Annotated in this window: 14 protein-coding genes; 4 read left to right on the top strand and 10 right to left on the bottom strand. The window is 72.7% G+C overall.

Annotation, left to right across the window (positions count from 1 at the left end; all coding sequences use genetic code 11):
* Positions 1 to 481 precede the first annotated feature (481 nt).
* Both AB0C15_RS22065 and AB0C15_RS22070 read right to left on the bottom strand, forming a co-directional pair.
* Complete coding sequence (locus tag AB0C15_RS22065) at positions 482 to 1,513, bottom strand: sulfite exporter TauE/SafE family protein (protein ID WP_357354738.1); 1,032 nt, start codon at positions 1,511 to 1,513, stop codon at positions 482 to 484.
* A 407-nt stretch (positions 1,514 to 1,920) separates the two neighbouring features.
* Positions 1,921 to 2,385 carry an Rrf2 family transcriptional regulator gene (locus tag AB0C15_RS22070; RefSeq protein ID WP_357354739.1) on the bottom strand — a complete coding sequence of 155 codons (465 nt, stop codon included), beginning with the start codon at positions 2,383 to 2,385 and terminating at the stop codon, positions 1,921 to 1,923.
* Positions 2,386 to 2,653: 268 nt separating this feature from the next.
* Between AB0C15_RS22070 and AB0C15_RS22075 the strand changes: the two genes are divergently transcribed.
* Positions 2,654 to 3,322: a YceI family protein gene (locus AB0C15_RS22075; RefSeq protein WP_357354950.1), complete on the top strand. Its 669-nt coding sequence runs from the start codon at positions 2,654 to 2,656 to the stop codon at positions 3,320 to 3,322.
* Positions 3,323 to 3,429: 107 nt separating this feature from the next.
* On the opposite strand, the gene AB0C15_RS22080 is transcribed toward AB0C15_RS22075, so the two are convergent.
* From AB0C15_RS22080 to AB0C15_RS22095, 4 genes are all read right to left on the bottom strand, one after another.
* Entirely contained in the window at positions 3,430 to 4,314 is an 885-nt protein-coding gene (locus AB0C15_RS22080; protein ID WP_357354741.1) for an acyl-CoA thioesterase II, read from the bottom strand.
* Complete coding sequence (pyk, locus tag AB0C15_RS22085) at positions 4,311 to 5,759, bottom strand: pyruvate kinase (RefSeq protein ID WP_357354743.1); 1,449 nt, start codon at positions 5,757 to 5,759, stop codon at positions 4,311 to 4,313. Before pyk ends, AB0C15_RS22080 begins: the two co-directional genes overlap by 4 nt.
* Before the next feature lie 304 nt (positions 5,760 to 6,063).
* A complete protein-coding gene (locus tag AB0C15_RS22090; protein WP_357354745.1) occupies positions 6,064 to 7,446 on the bottom strand; it encodes an FAD-binding protein in 1,383 nt (460 codons plus the stop codon).
* Between the two features lie 132 nt (positions 7,447 to 7,578).
* Positions 7,579 to 7,941, bottom strand: a complete 363-nt coding sequence (locus AB0C15_RS22095) for a YciI family protein (protein WP_357354747.1) — start codon at positions 7,939 to 7,941, stop codon at positions 7,579 to 7,581.
* A gap of 241 nt (positions 7,942 to 8,182) precedes the next feature.
* Between AB0C15_RS22095 and AB0C15_RS22100 the strand changes: the two genes are divergently transcribed.
* Positions 8,183 to 9,055, top strand: a complete 873-nt coding sequence (locus AB0C15_RS22100; RefSeq protein ID WP_357354749.1) for an aldo/keto reductase — start codon at positions 8,183 to 8,185, stop codon at positions 9,053 to 9,055.
* A 67-nt stretch (positions 9,056 to 9,122) separates the two neighbouring features.
* Here the strand turns inward: AB0C15_RS22100 and AB0C15_RS22105 are convergent, their stop codons facing one another.
* The 3 genes from AB0C15_RS22105 to AB0C15_RS22115 all read right to left on the bottom strand — a co-directional run bounded on the left by AB0C15_RS22105 (position 9,123) and on the right by AB0C15_RS22115 (position 12,700).
* Positions 9,123 to 9,515, bottom strand: a complete 393-nt coding sequence (locus AB0C15_RS22105; protein WP_357354751.1) for a hypothetical protein — start codon at positions 9,513 to 9,515, stop codon at positions 9,123 to 9,125.
* 2 nt (positions 9,516 to 9,517) lie between these two features.
* Positions 9,518 to 11,734: a M48 family metalloprotease gene (locus AB0C15_RS22110; RefSeq protein ID WP_357354753.1), complete on the bottom strand. Its 2,217-nt coding sequence runs from the start codon at positions 11,732 to 11,734 to the stop codon at positions 9,518 to 9,520.
* Positions 11,735 to 11,908: 174 nt separating this feature from the next.
* Positions 11,909 to 12,700 carry an alpha/beta fold hydrolase gene (locus AB0C15_RS22115; protein WP_357354755.1) on the bottom strand — a complete coding sequence of 264 codons (792 nt, stop codon included), beginning with the start codon at positions 12,698 to 12,700 and terminating at the stop codon, positions 11,909 to 11,911.
* Between the two features lie 204 nt (positions 12,701 to 12,904).
* Between AB0C15_RS22115 and AB0C15_RS22120 the strand changes: the two genes are divergently transcribed.
* Positions 12,905 to 14,263, top strand: a complete 1,359-nt coding sequence (locus AB0C15_RS22120) for a pentapeptide repeat-containing protein (RefSeq protein ID WP_357354757.1) — start codon at positions 12,905 to 12,907, stop codon at positions 14,261 to 14,263.
* A gap of 125 nt (positions 14,264 to 14,388) precedes the next feature.
* Here the strand turns inward: AB0C15_RS22120 and AB0C15_RS22125 are convergent, their stop codons facing one another.
* Positions 14,389 to 14,970 carry a helix-turn-helix domain-containing protein gene (locus AB0C15_RS22125; protein ID WP_357354759.1) on the bottom strand — a complete coding sequence of 194 codons (582 nt, stop codon included), beginning with the start codon at positions 14,968 to 14,970 and terminating at the stop codon, positions 14,389 to 14,391.
* A gap of 219 nt (positions 14,971 to 15,189) precedes the next feature.
* On the opposite strand from AB0C15_RS22125, the gene AB0C15_RS22130 reads away from it, so the two are divergent.
* The gene (locus AB0C15_RS22130) at positions 15,190 to 16,656 is read left to right on the top strand and encodes an MFS transporter (RefSeq protein ID WP_357354761.1); all 1,467 of its coding nucleotides are present in this window, start codon (positions 15,190 to 15,192) and stop codon (positions 16,654 to 16,656) included.
* The last annotated feature ends 41 nt before the right edge of the window (positions 16,657 to 16,697 follow it).

A 16,697-nucleotide genomic window follows, 5' to 3' on the forward strand; every position in this document is an offset into this window, starting at 1 on the left:
CCCCCGCGCCCCGCGCCCCGCGCCCCGCGCCCCGCGCCCCGCGCCCCGCGCCCCGCGCCCCGCGCCCCGCGCCCCGCGCCCCGCGCCCCGCGCCCCGCGCCCAAGATCCTCACAACATCAGGAATGTTGCTGCCTCCGAGACGCGCGAGACAGCAACATCCCTGTTTTTGCGCGGATCTCGACGGACCTGAACCCCGACCGACCCAGCCAAACCGACGTCGAAGCACCCTCTGACCTTCAGATCGCCCTCGAACCAGGATGTAGTGGCCACGAAGCGCCGGGAAGCCACTACATCCTGGTTCGAGCACGAGCTTCGTGGCGCGACCTCTGCGATCGGCGGGACCGGAGGCCCGGGGTGGCGCGGACCTCCAGTGCGCGCGAAACGCCGGACCGCCAGCGCGCACGAGACGCCGAAGCGAGCGGTGCACCGGGACGAACGGGCGAGCGGAAAATCGAGGCTGGCGGACGATCGGGGCTGGGCTCAGCCTGCGGTTGGCGTACCCGTTGCGGCTAGATCGGCCGAGACCTCGCCAGCGGAGGCGGGGTGGGACGTCACAGCAGCGACGGCGGGAGCGGCGGCAGGCACGACCGCGCCGGCGGAGGCGGCGGCAGGCACGACCGCGCCGGCAGACACGCCGGCGGCTTCGGCGCGGGCGCGGCGGGTACGGCGTAGGGCGCGCACGGCGAACACCAGGGCGGCGAGCCAGCCGGCGGCCAGCAGGGCGTAGATGGCGGGGCGGGTCGGGCCGTCCAGTTCGGCCGAGCGGATCAGGGTGCGGGCGTTCGTCAACACGATCACGCCGCCGACTGCCGCGCCGAGCAGTTGGGCGGGCACGATTCGCACCAGCCAGGCGGCCAGCGGGGCGGCGATGAGCCCGCCGATGAGCAGTGCGGCGACGGTGGGAAGCAGGAATCCCTCCGTACCCAGTCCGATCAGGAAGCCGATGCTGGCCGCGCCGGCCACGACGAACTCGGCGGTGTCCACGGAGCCGATGACCTTGCGGGGTTCCATGCGGCCGGAGACCAGCAGCGCCGGAGTGGCCACCGGACCCCATCCCCCGCCGCCGGTCGCGTCGACGAAGCCAGCCACCAGGCCCAGCGGGCTGAGGAAGCGGCCGCGGAGCCGCCCGCCGACCCGGTCGGTGCGCAGCGGTCGGGCAAAGCGGATCAGGAGGTACGCGCCGAGCGTGAAGAGGATGCCGGCCATCCACGGTGCGGCGGATTCGGTGGAGATCGAGCTGAGCACGGTGGCGCCCGCGAAGGCACCGATCGCGCCGGGCAGGGCGATGCGCGTCACGACCCGCCAGTCGACGTTGCCGAACCGCCAGTGCGCGAATCCGGCGGCGAGGGTGGTGCCGATCTCGGCCAGGTGCACCGAGGCCGAGGCGGCGGCCGGGGCGACACCGGCGACCAGCAGCAGAGTGGAGGAGGTCAAGCCGTACGCCATGCCGAGCGAACCATCGATCAGTTGCGCGACGAGCCCGACCAGAGCGAGGACCAACAGCTTGCGCACGAGCGCCCCCTGACTTTTCGGCATCTCCTATCGACTTGGTCGACAATGCGGGATGAGGCAGCCAGGGTCAAGCCCCTGATCGGTGGATGGGACGCGGATGGCCGGTGCGCCGGGTCAGCCGTCGGTGCCGCAGCGCCGGGACTTGGGCCTGCGCTGCCGTCGGTGCCGCAGGGCCGGCGCGCACACCCGGGCCCGCCGCAGACCAGGCGACGCGAACCCGGAACCAGGCCGGCGCGGGCACACCCAGACGCACCGCTGACCAGACGACGCGAACCCGGAACCAGGCCGGCGCGGGCACACCCAGACGCACCGCAGACCAGACGACGCGAACCCGGAACCAGGCCCGTGCGCGCTCGGACTCGCCGGATCAGCGGCCTGGTGACGTGGGCCCGGGAATGAGCCGGCGATCAGATCCAGGCGCGCGGGTCGGCCGCTAGCTCGGTGACGCGCGGGGGCAGGGTGCCGGCGGCCACGTCGGCGACGCTCACCAACTCCAGGATCTCCCGCTCGCTGGCCCGCAGCGCGATCCAGACCTCTTGCAGGGAGCGCGCCGGACCGTGGTAGCCGAGCTGTTCGGGGCGTTGCCCGCGGACGTGGGCGAGCGGTCCGTCGATCACCCGGATGACCTCGGCGAGGGAGATCTCCTCGGCGGGGCGGGCCAGCCAGTAGCCGCCCTCCGGGCCCCGCTGGGCGTGCACGATGCCGCCCCGGCGCAGTTGCAGAAGGATGCTCTCCAGGAACTTCGGCGGAATCTCCTGAGCGCGGGCGATCTGGTCGGCCGTGACCGGCCGGCCGCGCCCGGGGCCGCTGGCCGTGGCGGCAAGCTCGGCGGCCGCGCGGAGGGCATAGTCGACCCGGGCGGAGAGGCGCATGCCGGCAAGGTTAGTCGCTGGTCAACCGGGCGGGCGGGCGACCCTCGGCCGTTTGGGCACGCATCGATGGGAAGCGAGGCCGAGCGACCATCGTTCGGGCCGCCGCCGACCGCCTGTGGAGTACGTCATGATCGACCGCGCGGTGGCGGCCGAAATGCTGGTTCGGAGCGTCCCTATGCTGAGCGGGAGTGCGAATGTCTGGCCGTTTGGTCGGCCGCCAGCAACATATTGATAAACACCCGGGTGCGCTCGGGGGGAAGGCACCATGATGACCGATGTCGCCACACGCACCTGGGATGGCATGACCATCCCGGTCGCCGGCACCTATCTTCTCGATCAGGCGCACAAGCGGATCGGTTTCCTGTCCCGGCACATGATGGTGAGTCCGGTGCGCGGCGAGTTCGCTGAGGCCACGGCGCAGGTGGTGGTTGCGCAGGACCCGCTGCTCTCCTCGGTGACCGCCACCATCATGTCGGCGAGCATCACCACCGGGAGCGTCGACCGGGACACGCATCTGAAGAGTGCCGACTTTCTCGACGTGGAGCGCTTTCCCACCCTCGAATATCGAAGCACCGGAATCAAATGGCAGGGCAACGAGGACCCCATATTCCAGTGGGCTCGGTTGCGCAACCACAGGTTGGGTGGACGAGGCCGGAGTCACATTGTTCCGCCGCAGTCCGAGGGCATTCCCGGGCGATTCGTCCTCACCGGCGAGTTGACAGTGAAGGGGATCACCCGGGCCGTCGACCTTGAGGTGAATTTCGGCGGCGCCCGTCAGGATCCGTACGGGCAGAACATCTTCGGATTCAGCGCGACGGCCGACATGAACCGCGAGGACTACGGCCTGCTGTGGAATGTCGCCCTGGAGAGCGGCGGGGTGCTGGTCGGCAAGTCGGTGCGCATCGAGATCGCCGGGGAAGCCATCCACCAGGCCTGACCACCACCAGGCCTGACCACCACCCCCGTCAGACCCCTGGCGGGAACCGGCGACATCCGCCCGGCAGCGGGACGGGCCGCGCCCTGGCGGGGGGGTGAGCGACAGCGTCAGGCGCCGACGCGGCGTAGCAGGCCCTCCTGGACGGCGCTGGCGATCTGCTGGCCGTCCGTGGTGAACATCCGTCCGGTGGCCAGCCCGCGTGCGCCGGACGCCGACGGGCTCAGGCAGTCGTAGAGGAACCACTCGTCGGCCCGGAACGGCCGGTGGAACCAGAGCGCGTGGTCCAGGCTCGCGCCGACCAACCCGCCCGGCCCCCACACCTCCCCGTGTGCGGCGAGCACCGAGTCCAGCAGGGTGAGGTCCGAGGCGTAGGTGAGCGCGCAGGCGTGCAGCAACGGGTCGTCGGGCAGCTTGCCGTCGATGCGCATCCAGACGCGCTGGTGCGGGTCGGCGGGCCGGTCGCCGGGGCGGACCCAGCCGGGCTCCCCCACGTAGCGCACGTCGATCGGTCGCGGGATCTGACCCCAGATGCCCAGCCGTTCGGGGTAGCGGGAGAGCCGGTCGGTCATCGTCGGTACGTCCTGCGGCGGGGGGACGTCCAGCGGGGCGTTGGCCTGGTGGTCCAGACCCTCCTCGGCCCGCTGGAACGACGCCGACATGAAGAAGATCGGCTTGCCGTGCTGGAGGGCTACCGCGCGGCGGACCGAGAAGGACCGGCCGTCGCGGATGTTCTCCACCTCGTAGGCGATCGGCTCGGCCGGGTCGCCGGGGCGGACGAAGTAACCGTGCAGCGAGTGCACGAACCGCTCCGGGTCGACGGTGCGGCCGGCGGCGACCAGGGCCTGGCCGGCGACCTGGCCGCCGTACACCCGTTGTGGGCCGACCGGGGGGCTCATCCCCCGGAAGGTCATCTCCCCGGTCGGGTCGAGGTCGAGCACCTCCAGCAGCTGGTCCACCGCCGCCTGGCCGACCGCGACCCGACCGTCGCTCACTGCAGGGCCCGCGCCGACGCGGCGTCGACGAGCGACCCGAGCTGGTGTACGCGAAGCGTGTTGGTCGAGCCGGGGGTGCCGGGCGGGCTGCCCGCCACGATCACCACGTAGTCGCCGGGGTTGGCCCGGTCGAGGCCGAGCAGCGCCTGGTCGACCTGGCGGAACATGTCGTCGGTGTGCTGCACGAACGGCATCAGGAAGGTCTCCACGCCCCAGGTGAGGGCGAGCTGGTCGCGCACCTCGGGGACCGGCGTGAAGGCCAGCAGCGGCAGGTCGCAGTGCAGGCGGGACAGCCGTCGCACGGTGTCACCGGTCTGCGAGAAGGCGACGAGTGCCTTGGCGTTGATGGCCCGCGCGATCGACGAGGCGGCGACGGTGAGGGCGCCACCGTGGGTACGCGGGTCGTGCTGCAGCCGCGGCACCCCGATCGAACCGGCCTCGGTGGTGGTCACGATCTTGGCCATGGTGCTGACGGTGAGCACCGGGTACTTGCCGACGCTGGTCTCGCCGGAGAGCATCACCGCGTCCGCGCCGTCGAGCACCGCGTTGGCGACGTCGGACGCCTCCGCGCGGGTGGGGCGGGAATTCTCGATCATGGAGTCGAGCATCTGGGTGGCCACGATGACGGGCTTGGCGTTCTCCCGGCACAGCTGCACGGCGCGCTTCTGCACCAGCGGGACCTCGTCCAGCGGCATCTCGACGCCGAGGTCACCACGGGCGACCATGACGCCGTCGAAGGCCAGCACGATGGCTTCGAGGTGCTCCACCGCCTCGGGCTTCTCGACCTTGGCGAGCACCGGCCGGTACACGCCCTCCTCGGCCATGATGTTGTGGACGAGCTTGATGTCCTCGGCCGAGCGGACGAACGACAGCGCCACCAGGTCGACACCGAGACCCAGCGAGAAGCGCAGGTCCTCGGCGTCCTTGTCCGACATGGCGGGCACGCTGACCGCCACGTTGGGCAGCGACACGCCCTTGTTGTTGGAGACCGGGCCGCCCTCGGTGACGAGGCAGCGGATGTCGTTGCCGGTGACGTCGGTGACCTCGACGGCGACCCGACCGTCGTCGATCAGCAGCCGGTCGCCGGGCTTCACCTCCTGCGGCAGCTTGGTGTAGGTGCAGGAGACCCGCTCCTTGGTGCCGATGACGTCGTCGCCGGTGATGACGACCGAGTCACCGGTGCGCCACTCGTGGGGGCCGTCGGCGAACCGACCGAGCCGGATCTTGGGGCCTTGCAGGTCGGCGAGGACGGCGACCGGCTTACCCGTTGCCTCCGACGCCTCCCGGACCAGTCGGTAGACCGCCTCGTGGTCGGCGTGGCTGCCGTGGCTGAAGTTGAGCCTCGCCACGTTCATGCCGGCCTCGACGAGACCCCGGATGCGCTCCGGGGACGAGGTGGCGGGACCAAGAGTGCAGACGATCTTCGCGCGGCGTGTCACGCCCATCAGGCTAGTCTCTCCTTCAGGTCGGACTCGGGGCCGACCCCTTGCAGGCAGTGGAACAGGTGTCCAACGACGCGCGGCGCGCGTCGGGCCGGCGGGCGGAACCGCACCGGGAACGTTGTGGCGACGGGCATCAGCGACCGCGCGCCCGGAATCGTACGCCTCTGCTGACGTGCGCCGTCGGGGTGCTCCCGGCGGCGGGTCACCCCGACCAGTCCGGGAGCGGCGGACGGCGGCGCGCTCCGACCACCTCGGGAGCGGCGGACAGCGCTCGTTCCGGCCGCCTCCGGGGGCGGCGGACGGCGGCTCACTGCGGGTGCCCGGGAGGCGGCAGAGTGGGCACCGCGTGCAGCAGGTCGCGGGGGTCGTAGCGGCGCTTGGCGTGGCGCAGCCGCGCCCAGTTGGGGCCGTAGGCGAGCCGGACCCGGTCGGTCTCCTCCGGGGCGAGCAGGTTGGGGTAGCCACCGGGCAGGGCGTGCGGGGCGAGCGCCGCCGAGGTCCGGTCGGCCCACTCGCGGTGCGGGTCGGCCTGGTCGCCGGGCGCCCACACGGCGATGATCTCGGCCATCAGGTGGTCGGTGCGCAGCCCGAATGCCGTGTCGCCGGGTCGGACCCGGGTCGCCGCGCCGTGGAAGTGGTGTACGGCAAGCGCGGAGAACGGCGAGCTGACCTGCCGGGCCGCGTCGACGAGCGGGGCCACGGCGCGGTCGGTGAGCGCGGGCAACCACCGGGTCCGTAGCAGGTAGTGGTTGCCGTCGACCATCCCGCCGTCGAACATGCGCAGCGCGTCCGCGTACGGCATGGGGTTGATCTGGTCGACGATCGGGGTGCCGAGCGCGCGCAGCCGATCCATCCACGGCGCCCCGGCGGTCAGGGCGGGGCCGCTGTAGAACGGGCAGACGAAGATCACCGGCTCGCCGGCCGGGCCGGGTAGGAAGCCGGTCATCACGGTCAGCTCGTCCGGAGCATCGGCGACGAGCGCGCCGTAGCCGCCCAGCACTGCCGGCGCCTCGGAGAGCGCGAACATGATCATGCCGGCCAGGACGCCGGGCAGCCGGTGCGCGCGGAAGCGCAGCTCGGTGACGATGCCGAGGTTGCCACCGCCGCCACGCAGCGCCCAGTACAGCTCGGCGTCGTGCCGGGCGTCGGCGGTGACCCGGCGGCCGTCGGCGAGGACCACCTCCGCGCCGAGCAGACTGTCCAGGGCGAGACCAAAGCGCCCGCAGAGCGGGCCGTACCCGCCGGCGAGGGTGAGCCCGGCCATCCCCACGGCGTCGACCACGCCGGTGGGGACCACCAGGTCGTACGGGCGGGTGGCGGCGAGCAGCTGAGCCGCCGTGGCACCGCCGCCGATGGTCACCGTGGCCTCGTCCGGGTCGACCCGGACGGCGCGCAGCCCGGTCAGGTCGAGCACCAGAGCGCCGTCGCGCAGCGCCCGACCGGCCCAGTCGTGCCCTCCGGAGCGGACCGAGACGGGCAGGTGGCACCGGGCGGCGACACGGACCGCCCCGGCCACCTCGTCGGCGTCGAGGCAGTGGGCGACAAGTGCGGGTGTCCGGGTCGCCGCGCCGTTCCAGAGCCGGGTGGTGGCGGCGTAGCCGGGGTCCCCCGGCTCGTGCAGCCGGTCGCCGAGCAGGGCACGCAGTCGGGCGGTGGCGGACGCGACGTCGGGGGTGGGGGCGGAGGCCATGGCGACTCCTCGACCGGGGCCGACCCACGACACCGGGTACGCCCCGGCGGCGGCCCGCGCAGGGCGCGACGGTAGCACCGGCGGGCCGGCGAGCGCCGTCACCATCACGACAGCCGCCGATGGAACGGCGTCTCAGCTCCCCGCCTTGACCAGCGGGAACTCCAGGGAACCGGCCGGGCAGAGGAAGGTCAGCACCTCCACCCGGTAGAGCCCGGCCTGTACCGCCGGGTCTGCCTCGAGCACGCTGCGAACGTCGTCGACGCTGCCGGTGCGGGCCAGCCCGAACCCGATCGGCGGGTCGGGCTCGCGCGCCGGCCCGTCCACGGAGCCGGCGACCAGGACGATGCCGCGGCGCTGCAACGCCCGCATGTGCTCGGCGTGCTCGGCCTGCAACCGCTGGACGGTCTCGGCGGGTAGGGCCCGTCCGGCCGCGCCGGGATAGATCACGATGCACTCGTACGTGTCGAGCGCGAAGTTGACCTGCGGCACTCCCATGGGTGCTCCCTCCGCCGTCCCGCCGGAACGCACCGGCTCCGGCCAGCGTCGCACGGACACCCCGGTCGCATCGGGTGCTTCCCGGCAACTCGGCGCGGCGCGGCCAGCGCGTATCCGCGCCCACATCCGGCCGACCGTCGGCATGGCGGCGAGGTTCCGGGGGATGATCCATCGGTGGCGGGTGGGCTCTTCACGCCTGCGGCGTCCACACCCGCCACGACGAGATGATTGGGGATCGGCAATGGCGACAAATATCAGTGAACAGCCCGCGAAGGCGTCCGGCACGTACCGGATCGGTGGCGACGTCACCGTCAACCGGCTCGGTTACGGCGCCATGCAGATCACCGGCCCGGGTGTCTGGGGTGACCCGAAGGACCCGGCCGAGGCGGTCCGCGTGCTGCGCCGTGCGATCGAGCTGGGCGTGACGTTCATCGACACCGCCGACTCGTACGGGCCGTTCGTCTCGGAGGTGCTGATCCGCGAGGCTCTGCACCCGTACGCCGATGACCTGGTCATCGCGACGAAGGCGGGACTGAGCCGCTCCGGCCCGGGCGACTGGCGTGCGCTGGGCCGCCCGGAGTACCTGCGCCAGCAGTGTGAGTTGAGCCTGCGCCACCTCGGCCTGGACAGCATCCCGCTGTACCAGCTGCACCGGATCGACCCGAAGGTGCCGCTCGCCGATCAGCTCGGTGAGCTGGCCCTGCTGCGGGAGGAGGGCAAGATCCGGCACATCGGGCTGTCCGAGGTGAGCGTCGCGCAGATCGAGGAGTCCCAGGCGATCACCACGATCGCGTCCGTGCAGAACCTGTACAACCTCGCCAACCGCAGCGCCGAGGACGTGCTGGAGTACTGCGAGCGCAACGACCTCGCGTTCATCCCGTGGTTCCCGATCGCGACAGGTGAGCTGGCCCGTCCGGGCGGCCCGCTGGACGCCATCTCCACCGCGCACGGCGCGTCGCCCGCGCAGCTCGCGCTGGCCTGGCTGCTGCGCCGCTCGCCGGTGATGCTGCCGATCCCCGGTACGTCCTCGGTGGCGCACCTGGAGGAGAACGTGGCCGCGGCCGACGTGCGGCTCACCGACGACGAGTTCGAGGCGCTCGCCAAGGCGAGCTGACCGACAGGTCCGGACGCCGCCGGGTCGACCGGTGGCGTCCGGAGCCGGGCTCCCGGGCGGCGCTGGCTCAACCGGTGGCGTCCGGACCGGATTCCCGGGCGGCGCGCAGCGCCTCGGTCGCCTGGGCCAGCAGGCGGGCGGAGTCGGTCCGGCCGCTCACCTGAAGCTCCACTTCGGTGTCCCCGCTCTGGATCCGGATGCTGGCCTCGGTGCGCTGCTGGTCGACCCAGGACTGCAACAGGTTGAACAGCCCCGGGAGCAGGCCCTGGGCCAACACCGCGATGATCACCGCGTCGCTGAAACCCGGCCGGCCCCCGCCCCCGCCGCCCGCGCGGACCACCGGCCGGTACTCGGGGCGGCGATGGATCCAGGTCAGCAGGTCGACCGAGGCGGGCTGCCGCTGCCGGGGGTTGATGGTCAGCCGGACGGGCAGCCGGGCTGCGGCGTCGCTGTCGGTCACAGTCAGTCTCCCGATGAGTCGGCGGCGGGTCGGAAGGTCACGCTGTCGCCGTCGGCGGTGGCGACGCCGGCAACCGTCAATCCGTCCTCGTCCTTGAACGGTGAGCTGCCGCCGAAGTAGGTGGTGGTACCGCTGACCTGCACCTTGCCCTGGGTCTCGTACGGGGTGGAGACCTGCGCGCTGTTCGGGCCGGTGAGTTCGACGGTGAGCTTCGGGTACTCCAGGATCTTCCAGGTGACCTTCTGCGTGGAGCTGCCGTAGTAGCGGAACGGGCAGCCGGGTGGGGCGGCGACCGTCTGCTTGGCGCACTCGTCCAACCAGGCGCGTACCCGGGCCTCGACGGCGTCGATCGCCTGCGGCTTGAGCACCGGCGCCAGTTGCAGGGTGGCGGCGCTCGCCCCCGCGCCGACGAGCACCGTCGCGCTCGGCGTCTCGCTGAGCGCGCTGGACGGGCCGGTCGCGGTGTACCCGCCGGGCAGCAGCACCAGCGGAGGGCCCTCGGTGGCAACCGGCAGCTCCACCCCGTTGAGGCGTACCCCAGGGTCCGCGATCGAGGCGTTGAGCGGGGTCGGCCCACCGCTCACCCGCCAGCCGTGGAAGAGGCCGGCGGTGGTCTCGTCCTCGCGGCGCAGGGTGACGGTGCTGGTCTGGCGCGCGTCACCCAGCCGGTACGCCACGGTGGCGGTGGCGGTGTCGCCGTCGCGCTCCAACGAGCTGATCTCGACGTCGGTCGGTGGTTGGTAGCCCTTGCCGCGCAGCAGTTTGGCGAGCAGGTCCCGGTCGGTGCCGTTGCCCTGGTCGGTCAGGTGATCGAGGGCGGCCTCGCTGTCCCGGTCGGCGAGCGCGGAGAAGTAGCCGTCGACCGCCGCCTGCGGGCGGAAGAACGCCCACTGCACCACGCCGAGGCCGCTGGTGCCCAGGCAGGCGGCGAGGGTCAGGGCACCGACGAGCAGCCAGGTGCGGCGGGTGCCGACCGGGGCGGAGTCGTTGAACAGCCGGTCGACGGTGACGGGCGCGGTCGCACCGGCGGGCACACCGGCCACCGAGGCCCGCTCCAGCGCGTCGAGCCGCAGCTCGTGCGGTGGGTGGGTGGCGCAGACCGCCTCGTCCCAGCCGCTGCGGCCGGTCTCGAAGGACAGCCGCCGTTCCAGGATGCGCCGCATCCCGTCGACGTGCCCGGTGAGCACGGCGCCGAGGTCGGCCCGGTACTCGGCCGCGCGCACGTCGCGGGCGTGCAGCGGCAGCACCACGTACCGCATGGTGAGCAGCACCGGCCAGAAGAACACGAAGACCACGAAGTTGGTGGCCGGGTGCGGGAACGTCCGCATCAGCCAGGTCGGCAGGGCGTGCGCGAGGGTCAGCGGCAGGCCCACACCGCGGACGAAGGCGCTGGTGACCTCGTCGCCGGTGCGCCAGTGCACCAGCTCGTGGCTGAGCAGCGCGGCCACCTCGTCGTCGGGTTCGGTCAGCACGGCGGTGGTGACCACCACGTGCCGGGCGTACGTGCGGGCGTTGCTCAGGACCGGGTCGTCCTCCATCAGCAGCCGGGGCACGCTGGGCAGGGCGAGCCGTCGGGCGCAGTCGTCGAGCACGGGGCGCAGCCGCGCGTACTCGCGGCGACTGGGCTGGCGCGCTCCGGACACCACGAGCAGGCGCGGTTCGAGCAGCACCCGGTAGAGCGTGTAGAGGACCCCGATCAGCGCCGCCGCGACGACGGTGCCGATCAGGCCGGTGAGCAGCCCGAACGGGTCGTCGGAGACGCCCAGCCAGGGCAGCGCCAGCACGGCGAGGAAGCCGACCAGGAAGCCGATGGCGAAGCCGGCCACGCCGCCGAGCACCCCGCCGGAGCGGGTCAGGAACGCCTCGATCAGCGAGCCGATCAGCGGGGCGTCGCGCAGCACCTCGGGCACCTGGTCGTCGGCGCCGGTGCCGGCGGCGAAGAGCCCGACGACGGCGAACGAGAGACCACCCCAGAACGCCAGGAGCAACGCCACCGGCAGGTAGAACCAGGTGGCGACGAATGCGCCGAGCACGCCGCGCCAGTCCCGCAGGATCCCGGCGCGCAACCAGACCAGCGCGCTGGGGAAGCCCGGTGGACGGTCGGCGAACCCGCCGGCGGGCGGTGGGGTGTCGGCCGACGGCGGTTGGGCGGCCCGGACGTCGAGCTGCGGCACGGTCGGCGGGGTGTTCTCCGGCGGCACGGTGGGCGGCTCGCTCATGCGCGCTGCTCCCTCTCGAAAGATGGCGTCCACTGTCGGGAATGGACAGCCGGAGCAGGCTATCGAGCGCGTCTGATGTCTGCCACACCGTTTCGAGGGATCGTCGCGCACCCGACACTCTGCGTCGCGGACCCGGTGCGGCGGTCCCCTGCGGGACCGCCGCACCGGGAAGGGTCAGACCGCGAGGCAGTTGGGCCGCACCGGGCCGTCGACCAGGGCGCCCCGCACGATGGTGTACGCCGTGCCGTCGAGCACCAGACCGAGGTGCCCGACCACCCGCAGCGGGCAGTGCGACTGGATCAGCACGTTTGTGGCGCCGTCGTTGACCGCGGCGTTGCCGGTCGGCCGGACCAACTCGTCCTGGAGGGTGCGGATGGTGGTGTAGCGCACCGCGCCCGGGGTGTCGTCGCCGGCGTTGAGGTCGGCGAGGAACGCCGAGCCGATGGTCATCTGCTGGCAGGCCACCACGCCGGCGCAGCTGCCCAGGCCCAGGAACGCCACGATGTTTGCGACGTACGTGCCGTACTGCGGTGTGCCCAGGCTGACGTACCGGCCGACGGTGGCGGTGCCGCCGAGCCGCTTGAGGTAGTAACGGCTGACCAGGCCCCCTTCGGAGTGGGCGACGAGGTCCACGGTCGCCGCGCCGGTGCTGGCGCGCACCTGGTCGACGTAGCCGGCGAACGCGCGGGCCGAGGCGGGGATGTCACCCAGGCCCAGCCCGGGGAGTTGGTAGATGAAGGTGCGGTAGCCGTCGGCGCGCAGCCGGGCCGCGATCGGCTCGTACGCGACGGCGATGCCGCTGAGCCCACCGACCACGATGACGGGGTTGGCCGCCGCCGCGGCGAACGGCGTCGTGGTGGTGGTGGCCGGGGCGGGGTCGGCGGGGGCGGCGGTCGCCGTGGCGGTGGACGCGAGCAGCGCGGTGGTGGCGAGGGCCAGGACGAGGGCGGTCTTTCGGAGCAGCATGGCTGCACCTCCGGGGGGAGGCACCCGGCGAACCGGGCAGGTGGGTGGGGGTGTCCGGTCGACCGTGCGACGATCATGCCCGCTGTGATTCAGAAACGTCAATGACTTGTTACGCGCCGGTAACCCGTTGTTCCGGCGAGGGTGCAAACGGTCAAACCGCCACGCTCCATATCGGATGTCAAGGGTGGCTGGCATGCTGTGGCCGTGGCTGTCGACGAACCCACCGAGCGCGAGCTGCGGGTGATGCCCTGGTGGCTGGCCCTCATCGGCCTACTTGTCGCCGTCGCCCTCGGCTGGCTGGTGCTGGACCTGCTGCTCACCGAGGCCGACCGGGCCAGCCAACCGGACACCCGCGCCACGCTGCGCATCGACGCGATCCGCACCGGCCTCACCGTCGTCGCCGGCACCGGCGGCGGGCTCGCGCTGCTGCTCGCCGCCCGCCGTCAGTGGATCGCCGAACGCGCGCAGCGGCACCAGGAGAGCGTCGCCGTACGGGACCAGGCGCACCGGGACCGGGTGCAGGCGCACGCCGAGGCGGTGGCCGAGGCCGCGCAGCGCCACCAGGACCGGCAGTCCGGGGCCGTCGAGCACGACGCGGCGGAGCGCCGTCTGACCGAGCTGTACACCCGGGCGGTCGAGCTGCTCGGCAACGACAGCGCCGCGGTACGCCTCGGCGGCCTGCACGCCCTGGAGCGGCTCGGCCAGGACAACCCGGGGCAGCGCCCGACGATCGCGGCGGTGCTCTGCGCGTACCTGCGGATGCCGGCGCCCGACGACGAGCCGCGCGAGACGGAGGTCCGGCGCAGCGCGCAGCGTGTGCTCACCCGGCACCTGCGCGCGGACGACGCGGCGCACTGGCCGGAGCTGACGCTCGACCTGGCCGGTGCCGCGCTCGTCGACTTCGACGCCGCAGGTTGCACGCTCGTCGACGCGAACTTCACCGGGGCGGTGTTCACCGGCACGACCACCTTCGCGGGTGCGACGACGCGGGGGCGTCTCCTGCTCGGGGCGGCGGCCTTCGGCGACGTGGTCTTCGACAACCTCGCGGCGGAGGGCGAGGTGCTGCTCGACGACGCTCGGGTCGGCGGTGTTGCCAGCTTCGACGGGGCCGTCTTCGCCGACGGCCTGTCCTGCCGGCGGTCCGGTTTCACCGGCCCGGCCTCGTTGGGCCGGGCGACATTCGGTCAGCCGACAAGCTTCGACGCGACCCGCTTCGAGGATGCCGTGTCGTTCCGGGAGGCCGTCTTCGACGGCGCCCTGTCCATGGAGCACACCGAGTTCGGCAGGTCGGCCGGCTTCCACTCGGTCCGCTTCACGAACATGGCGCTGTTCCGGTGGACCGTGTTCGGCGCGGAGGCGCTGTTCGACGGAGCCCGCTTCCTCGACGCCGCGAACTTCGGCCGGGCCCGGTTCCACAGCATGGCCAGCTTCCGCGACACACAGTTCAACCGGCCGCCGCAGGTCGAGCAGGCCCGGGCGGTGGCCGACGGTGGTCACCGTTGGCCGGCGGGCACGACGCTGGAACCCCTCGACGACGAGTGGCTGCTGCTCGTCGACCGCTGAGCGGCCGGGTGGGCGTCGCGCCCGGCCGGACGGCTGGCGTCGCGCGCGGCGGGCCCGTCAGCGCGGCGGGGCCGTCAGCGCGGCGGGGCCGTCAGCGCGGCGGGCCCGTCAGCGCGGCGGGCCCGTCAGCGCGGCGGGGCCGGTGGGCGCAGGCCGTCCAGGGCCACGCCGAGCACCCGGTCGCGCTGCTCGGGTGACGGGAACTGGGCCATGGTGAGCCCACTGATCAGCCGCACCACGTCGTCGAAGCCGATGTCGTCGCGGACCACGCCGGCGCTCTGCGCGCGGCGCATCAGCGGCTCACCTGCGGAGAAGATCTCCGCCCGGCAGCTGGTGAAGATCTCGGAGTCGTGCAGCAACTGCTCGGCGAGCGCCCGCTTGGTGGCGACGTACGCGACGAAGCGGTGCAGCCAGGCGACGAGCGCGTCCCAGGGTGGCAGCTCGGACAGCCCCTCGGCGGAGTGGCAGAGCGCGCGGACCTCCTCGACGTAGACGGCCTCGAAGAGGTGCCGGCGGGTCGGGAAGTTGCGGTAGAGCGTGCCGATGCCCACGCCGGCCCGGCGGGCCACGTCCTCCAGGGAGGCGGCGGCGCCGTTCTCGGCGAACGCCTTACGCGCCGCTGTGATCAGGGCGTCGTAGTTACGCCGCGCGTCGGCCCGCTTAGGCCGCTGGGCGAAGACCTCGGGCGCCTGCCCCGCGCTGGTCATGACGTGCGTCACCTCACCCTGGTTGCATCCGGAGGCAACCCTCCGCTAGCTTAGTGGAGGCACCCCTCCGGAATCCCGGAGGCCTGCCTCCGGTTAGCTTACCCCGGGATCCGCCCGATCGCCGCCTGGCCACCCCGATCGCCCGGACCCGACAAGCCCGCCCGCCAGAGACGACGGGTGACACACCTCCCTCCGTACCGTTATCAGGAGTCTTCTCTCGTGGCAGTGACCTCCCGACGCAGCTCGCGTCGGCTCACCTTCACCGTGCTCGCGGCCGGTGCCGGGTTCTTCGCGATGCTCCAGTCGCTGATCACCCCGGTGCTGCCGACCATCCAGCAGGACCTGCACACCTCCCAGAACACCGTGACCTGGGTCCTGACCGCCTACCTGCTCAGCGCGTCGATCTTCACGCCGATCCTCGGACGCGTCGGCGACATGGTCGGCAAGGAGCGGATGCTCGTCGTCTCGCTCGCCGCCCTCGCCCTCGGCTGCCTGCTCGCCGCGATCGCGCCGAACATCGGCGTGCTCATCCTCGCCCGGGTCGTGCAGGGCATCGGCGGAGCGGTCTTCCCGCTCTCCTTCGGCATCATCCGCGACGAGTTCCCGGCCGCGCGGGTCTCCACCGCCGTGGCCGCCATCTCGGCGATCGTCGCCGTCGGAGGTGGCCTGGGCATCGTGCTGGCCGGCCCGATCGTCAGCACGCTCGACTACCGCTGGCTGTTCTGGATCCCGATGGTGGTGGTCGGGCTGACCGCGGTGGCCGCGCACCTGTTCGTGCCCGAGTCGCCGGTCCGTACCCCCGGTCGGATCGACTGGCGCGCCACCCTGCTGCTCTCCGGCTGGCTGGTCGCCCTGCTGCTGCCGATCAGCCAGGGTGCCGCCTGGGGCTGGACCTCCACCCGGGTGCTCGGTCTGCTCGCGCTCGCCGTGGTGCTGCTGGTCGGCTGGCTGGTCACCGAACTGCGGTCGACGAACCCGCTGATCGACATGCGGATGATGCGCCTGCCCGGCGTCTGGACCACCAACCTGGTCGCCCTGCTCTACGGCGCGTCGATGTTCTCCGTGTACGCGTTCCTCCCCCAGTTCGTGCAGACCCCGACCATCGCCGGCTACGGCTTCGGGGCCAGCATCAGCCAGGCCGGTCTGCTCATGCTGCCGATGCTCGTGGCGATGTTCGTCGCCGGCATCGTCGCCGGCCGACTCCAGGCCGTCTTCAGCGCGAAGGCGCAGCTCGCCACCGGCGCCACCTTCAACGTGGCCGCCTCCGCGATGCTCGCCGGCGCGCACGACACCCGCTGGGAGGTCGCCGCCGCCGGTGGTCTGGTCGGCCTCGGCATCGGCCTGGCGTTCGCGTCCATGGCCAACCTGATCGTCGCCAGCGTGCCGGCCAGCCAGACCGGCGTGGCGACCGGCATGAACGCCAACATCCGCACCATCGGCGGCGCGATCGGCGCAGCGGTGGTCAGCGGCGTGATCACCGCGCACCCCCAGGCCAACGGCCTGCCCCGGGAAGCCGGCTTCACGACGGGGTTTCTCGTCCTCACGGCGATCGCCGTGGCCGCCGCGCTCGCGGCCCTCGCCGTCCCGTCCGCCCGGCGGGCGTCGGCCGGTCGCCGGCCGTCCGCCGCGACGATCGTCGAGTCGGAGCTAGCCGGCGAGTTCGCCACGATGCCGGCGACCCGCTGACGAATCGTGTCGAGGCCCGGGTGGTTCGCCACCCGGGCCTC

The sequence above is a fragment of the Micromonospora sp. NPDC048835 genome (genome assembly GCF_040649995.1).
In the GTDB taxonomy this organism is placed as follows: Bacteria; Actinomycetota; Actinomycetes; order Mycobacteriales; family Micromonosporaceae; genus Micromonospora.

What these genes read in the sequence shown, in the direction of transcription:
- AB0C15_RS22115 (WP_357354755.1), bottom strand. Translation starts at nt 12,700, where the DNA reads ATGCTGCTCCGAAAGACCGCCCTCGTCCTGGCCCTCGCCACCACCGCG.
- AB0C15_RS22090 (WP_357354745.1), bottom strand. Translation starts at nt 7,446, where the DNA reads ATGGCCTCCGCCCCCACCCCCGACGTCGCGTCCGCCACCGCCCGACTG.
- pyk (WP_357354743.1), bottom strand. Translation starts at nt 5,759, where the DNA reads ATGGGCGTGACACGCCGCGCGAAGATCGTCTGCACTCTTGGTCCCGCC.
- AB0C15_RS22070 (WP_357354739.1), bottom strand. Translation starts at nt 2,385, where the DNA reads ATGCGCCTCTCCGCCCGGGTCGACTATGCCCTCCGCGCGGCCGCCGAG.
- AB0C15_RS22125 (WP_357354759.1), bottom strand. Translation starts at nt 14,970, where the DNA reads ATGACCAGCGCGGGGCAGGCGCCCGAGGTCTTCGCCCAGCGGCCTAAG.
- AB0C15_RS22075 (WP_357354950.1), top strand. Translation starts at nt 2,654, where the DNA reads ATGACCGATGTCGCCACACGCACCTGGGATGGCATGACCATCCCGGTC.
- AB0C15_RS22100 (WP_357354749.1), top strand. Translation starts at nt 8,183, where the DNA reads ATGGCGACAAATATCAGTGAACAGCCCGCGAAGGCGTCCGGCACGTAC.
- AB0C15_RS22095 (WP_357354747.1), bottom strand. Translation starts at nt 7,941, where the DNA reads ATGGGAGTGCCGCAGGTCAACTTCGCGCTCGACACGTACGAGTGCATC.
- AB0C15_RS22110 (WP_357354753.1), bottom strand. Translation starts at nt 11,734, where the DNA reads ATGAGCGAGCCGCCCACCGTGCCGCCGGAGAACACCCCGCCGACCGTG.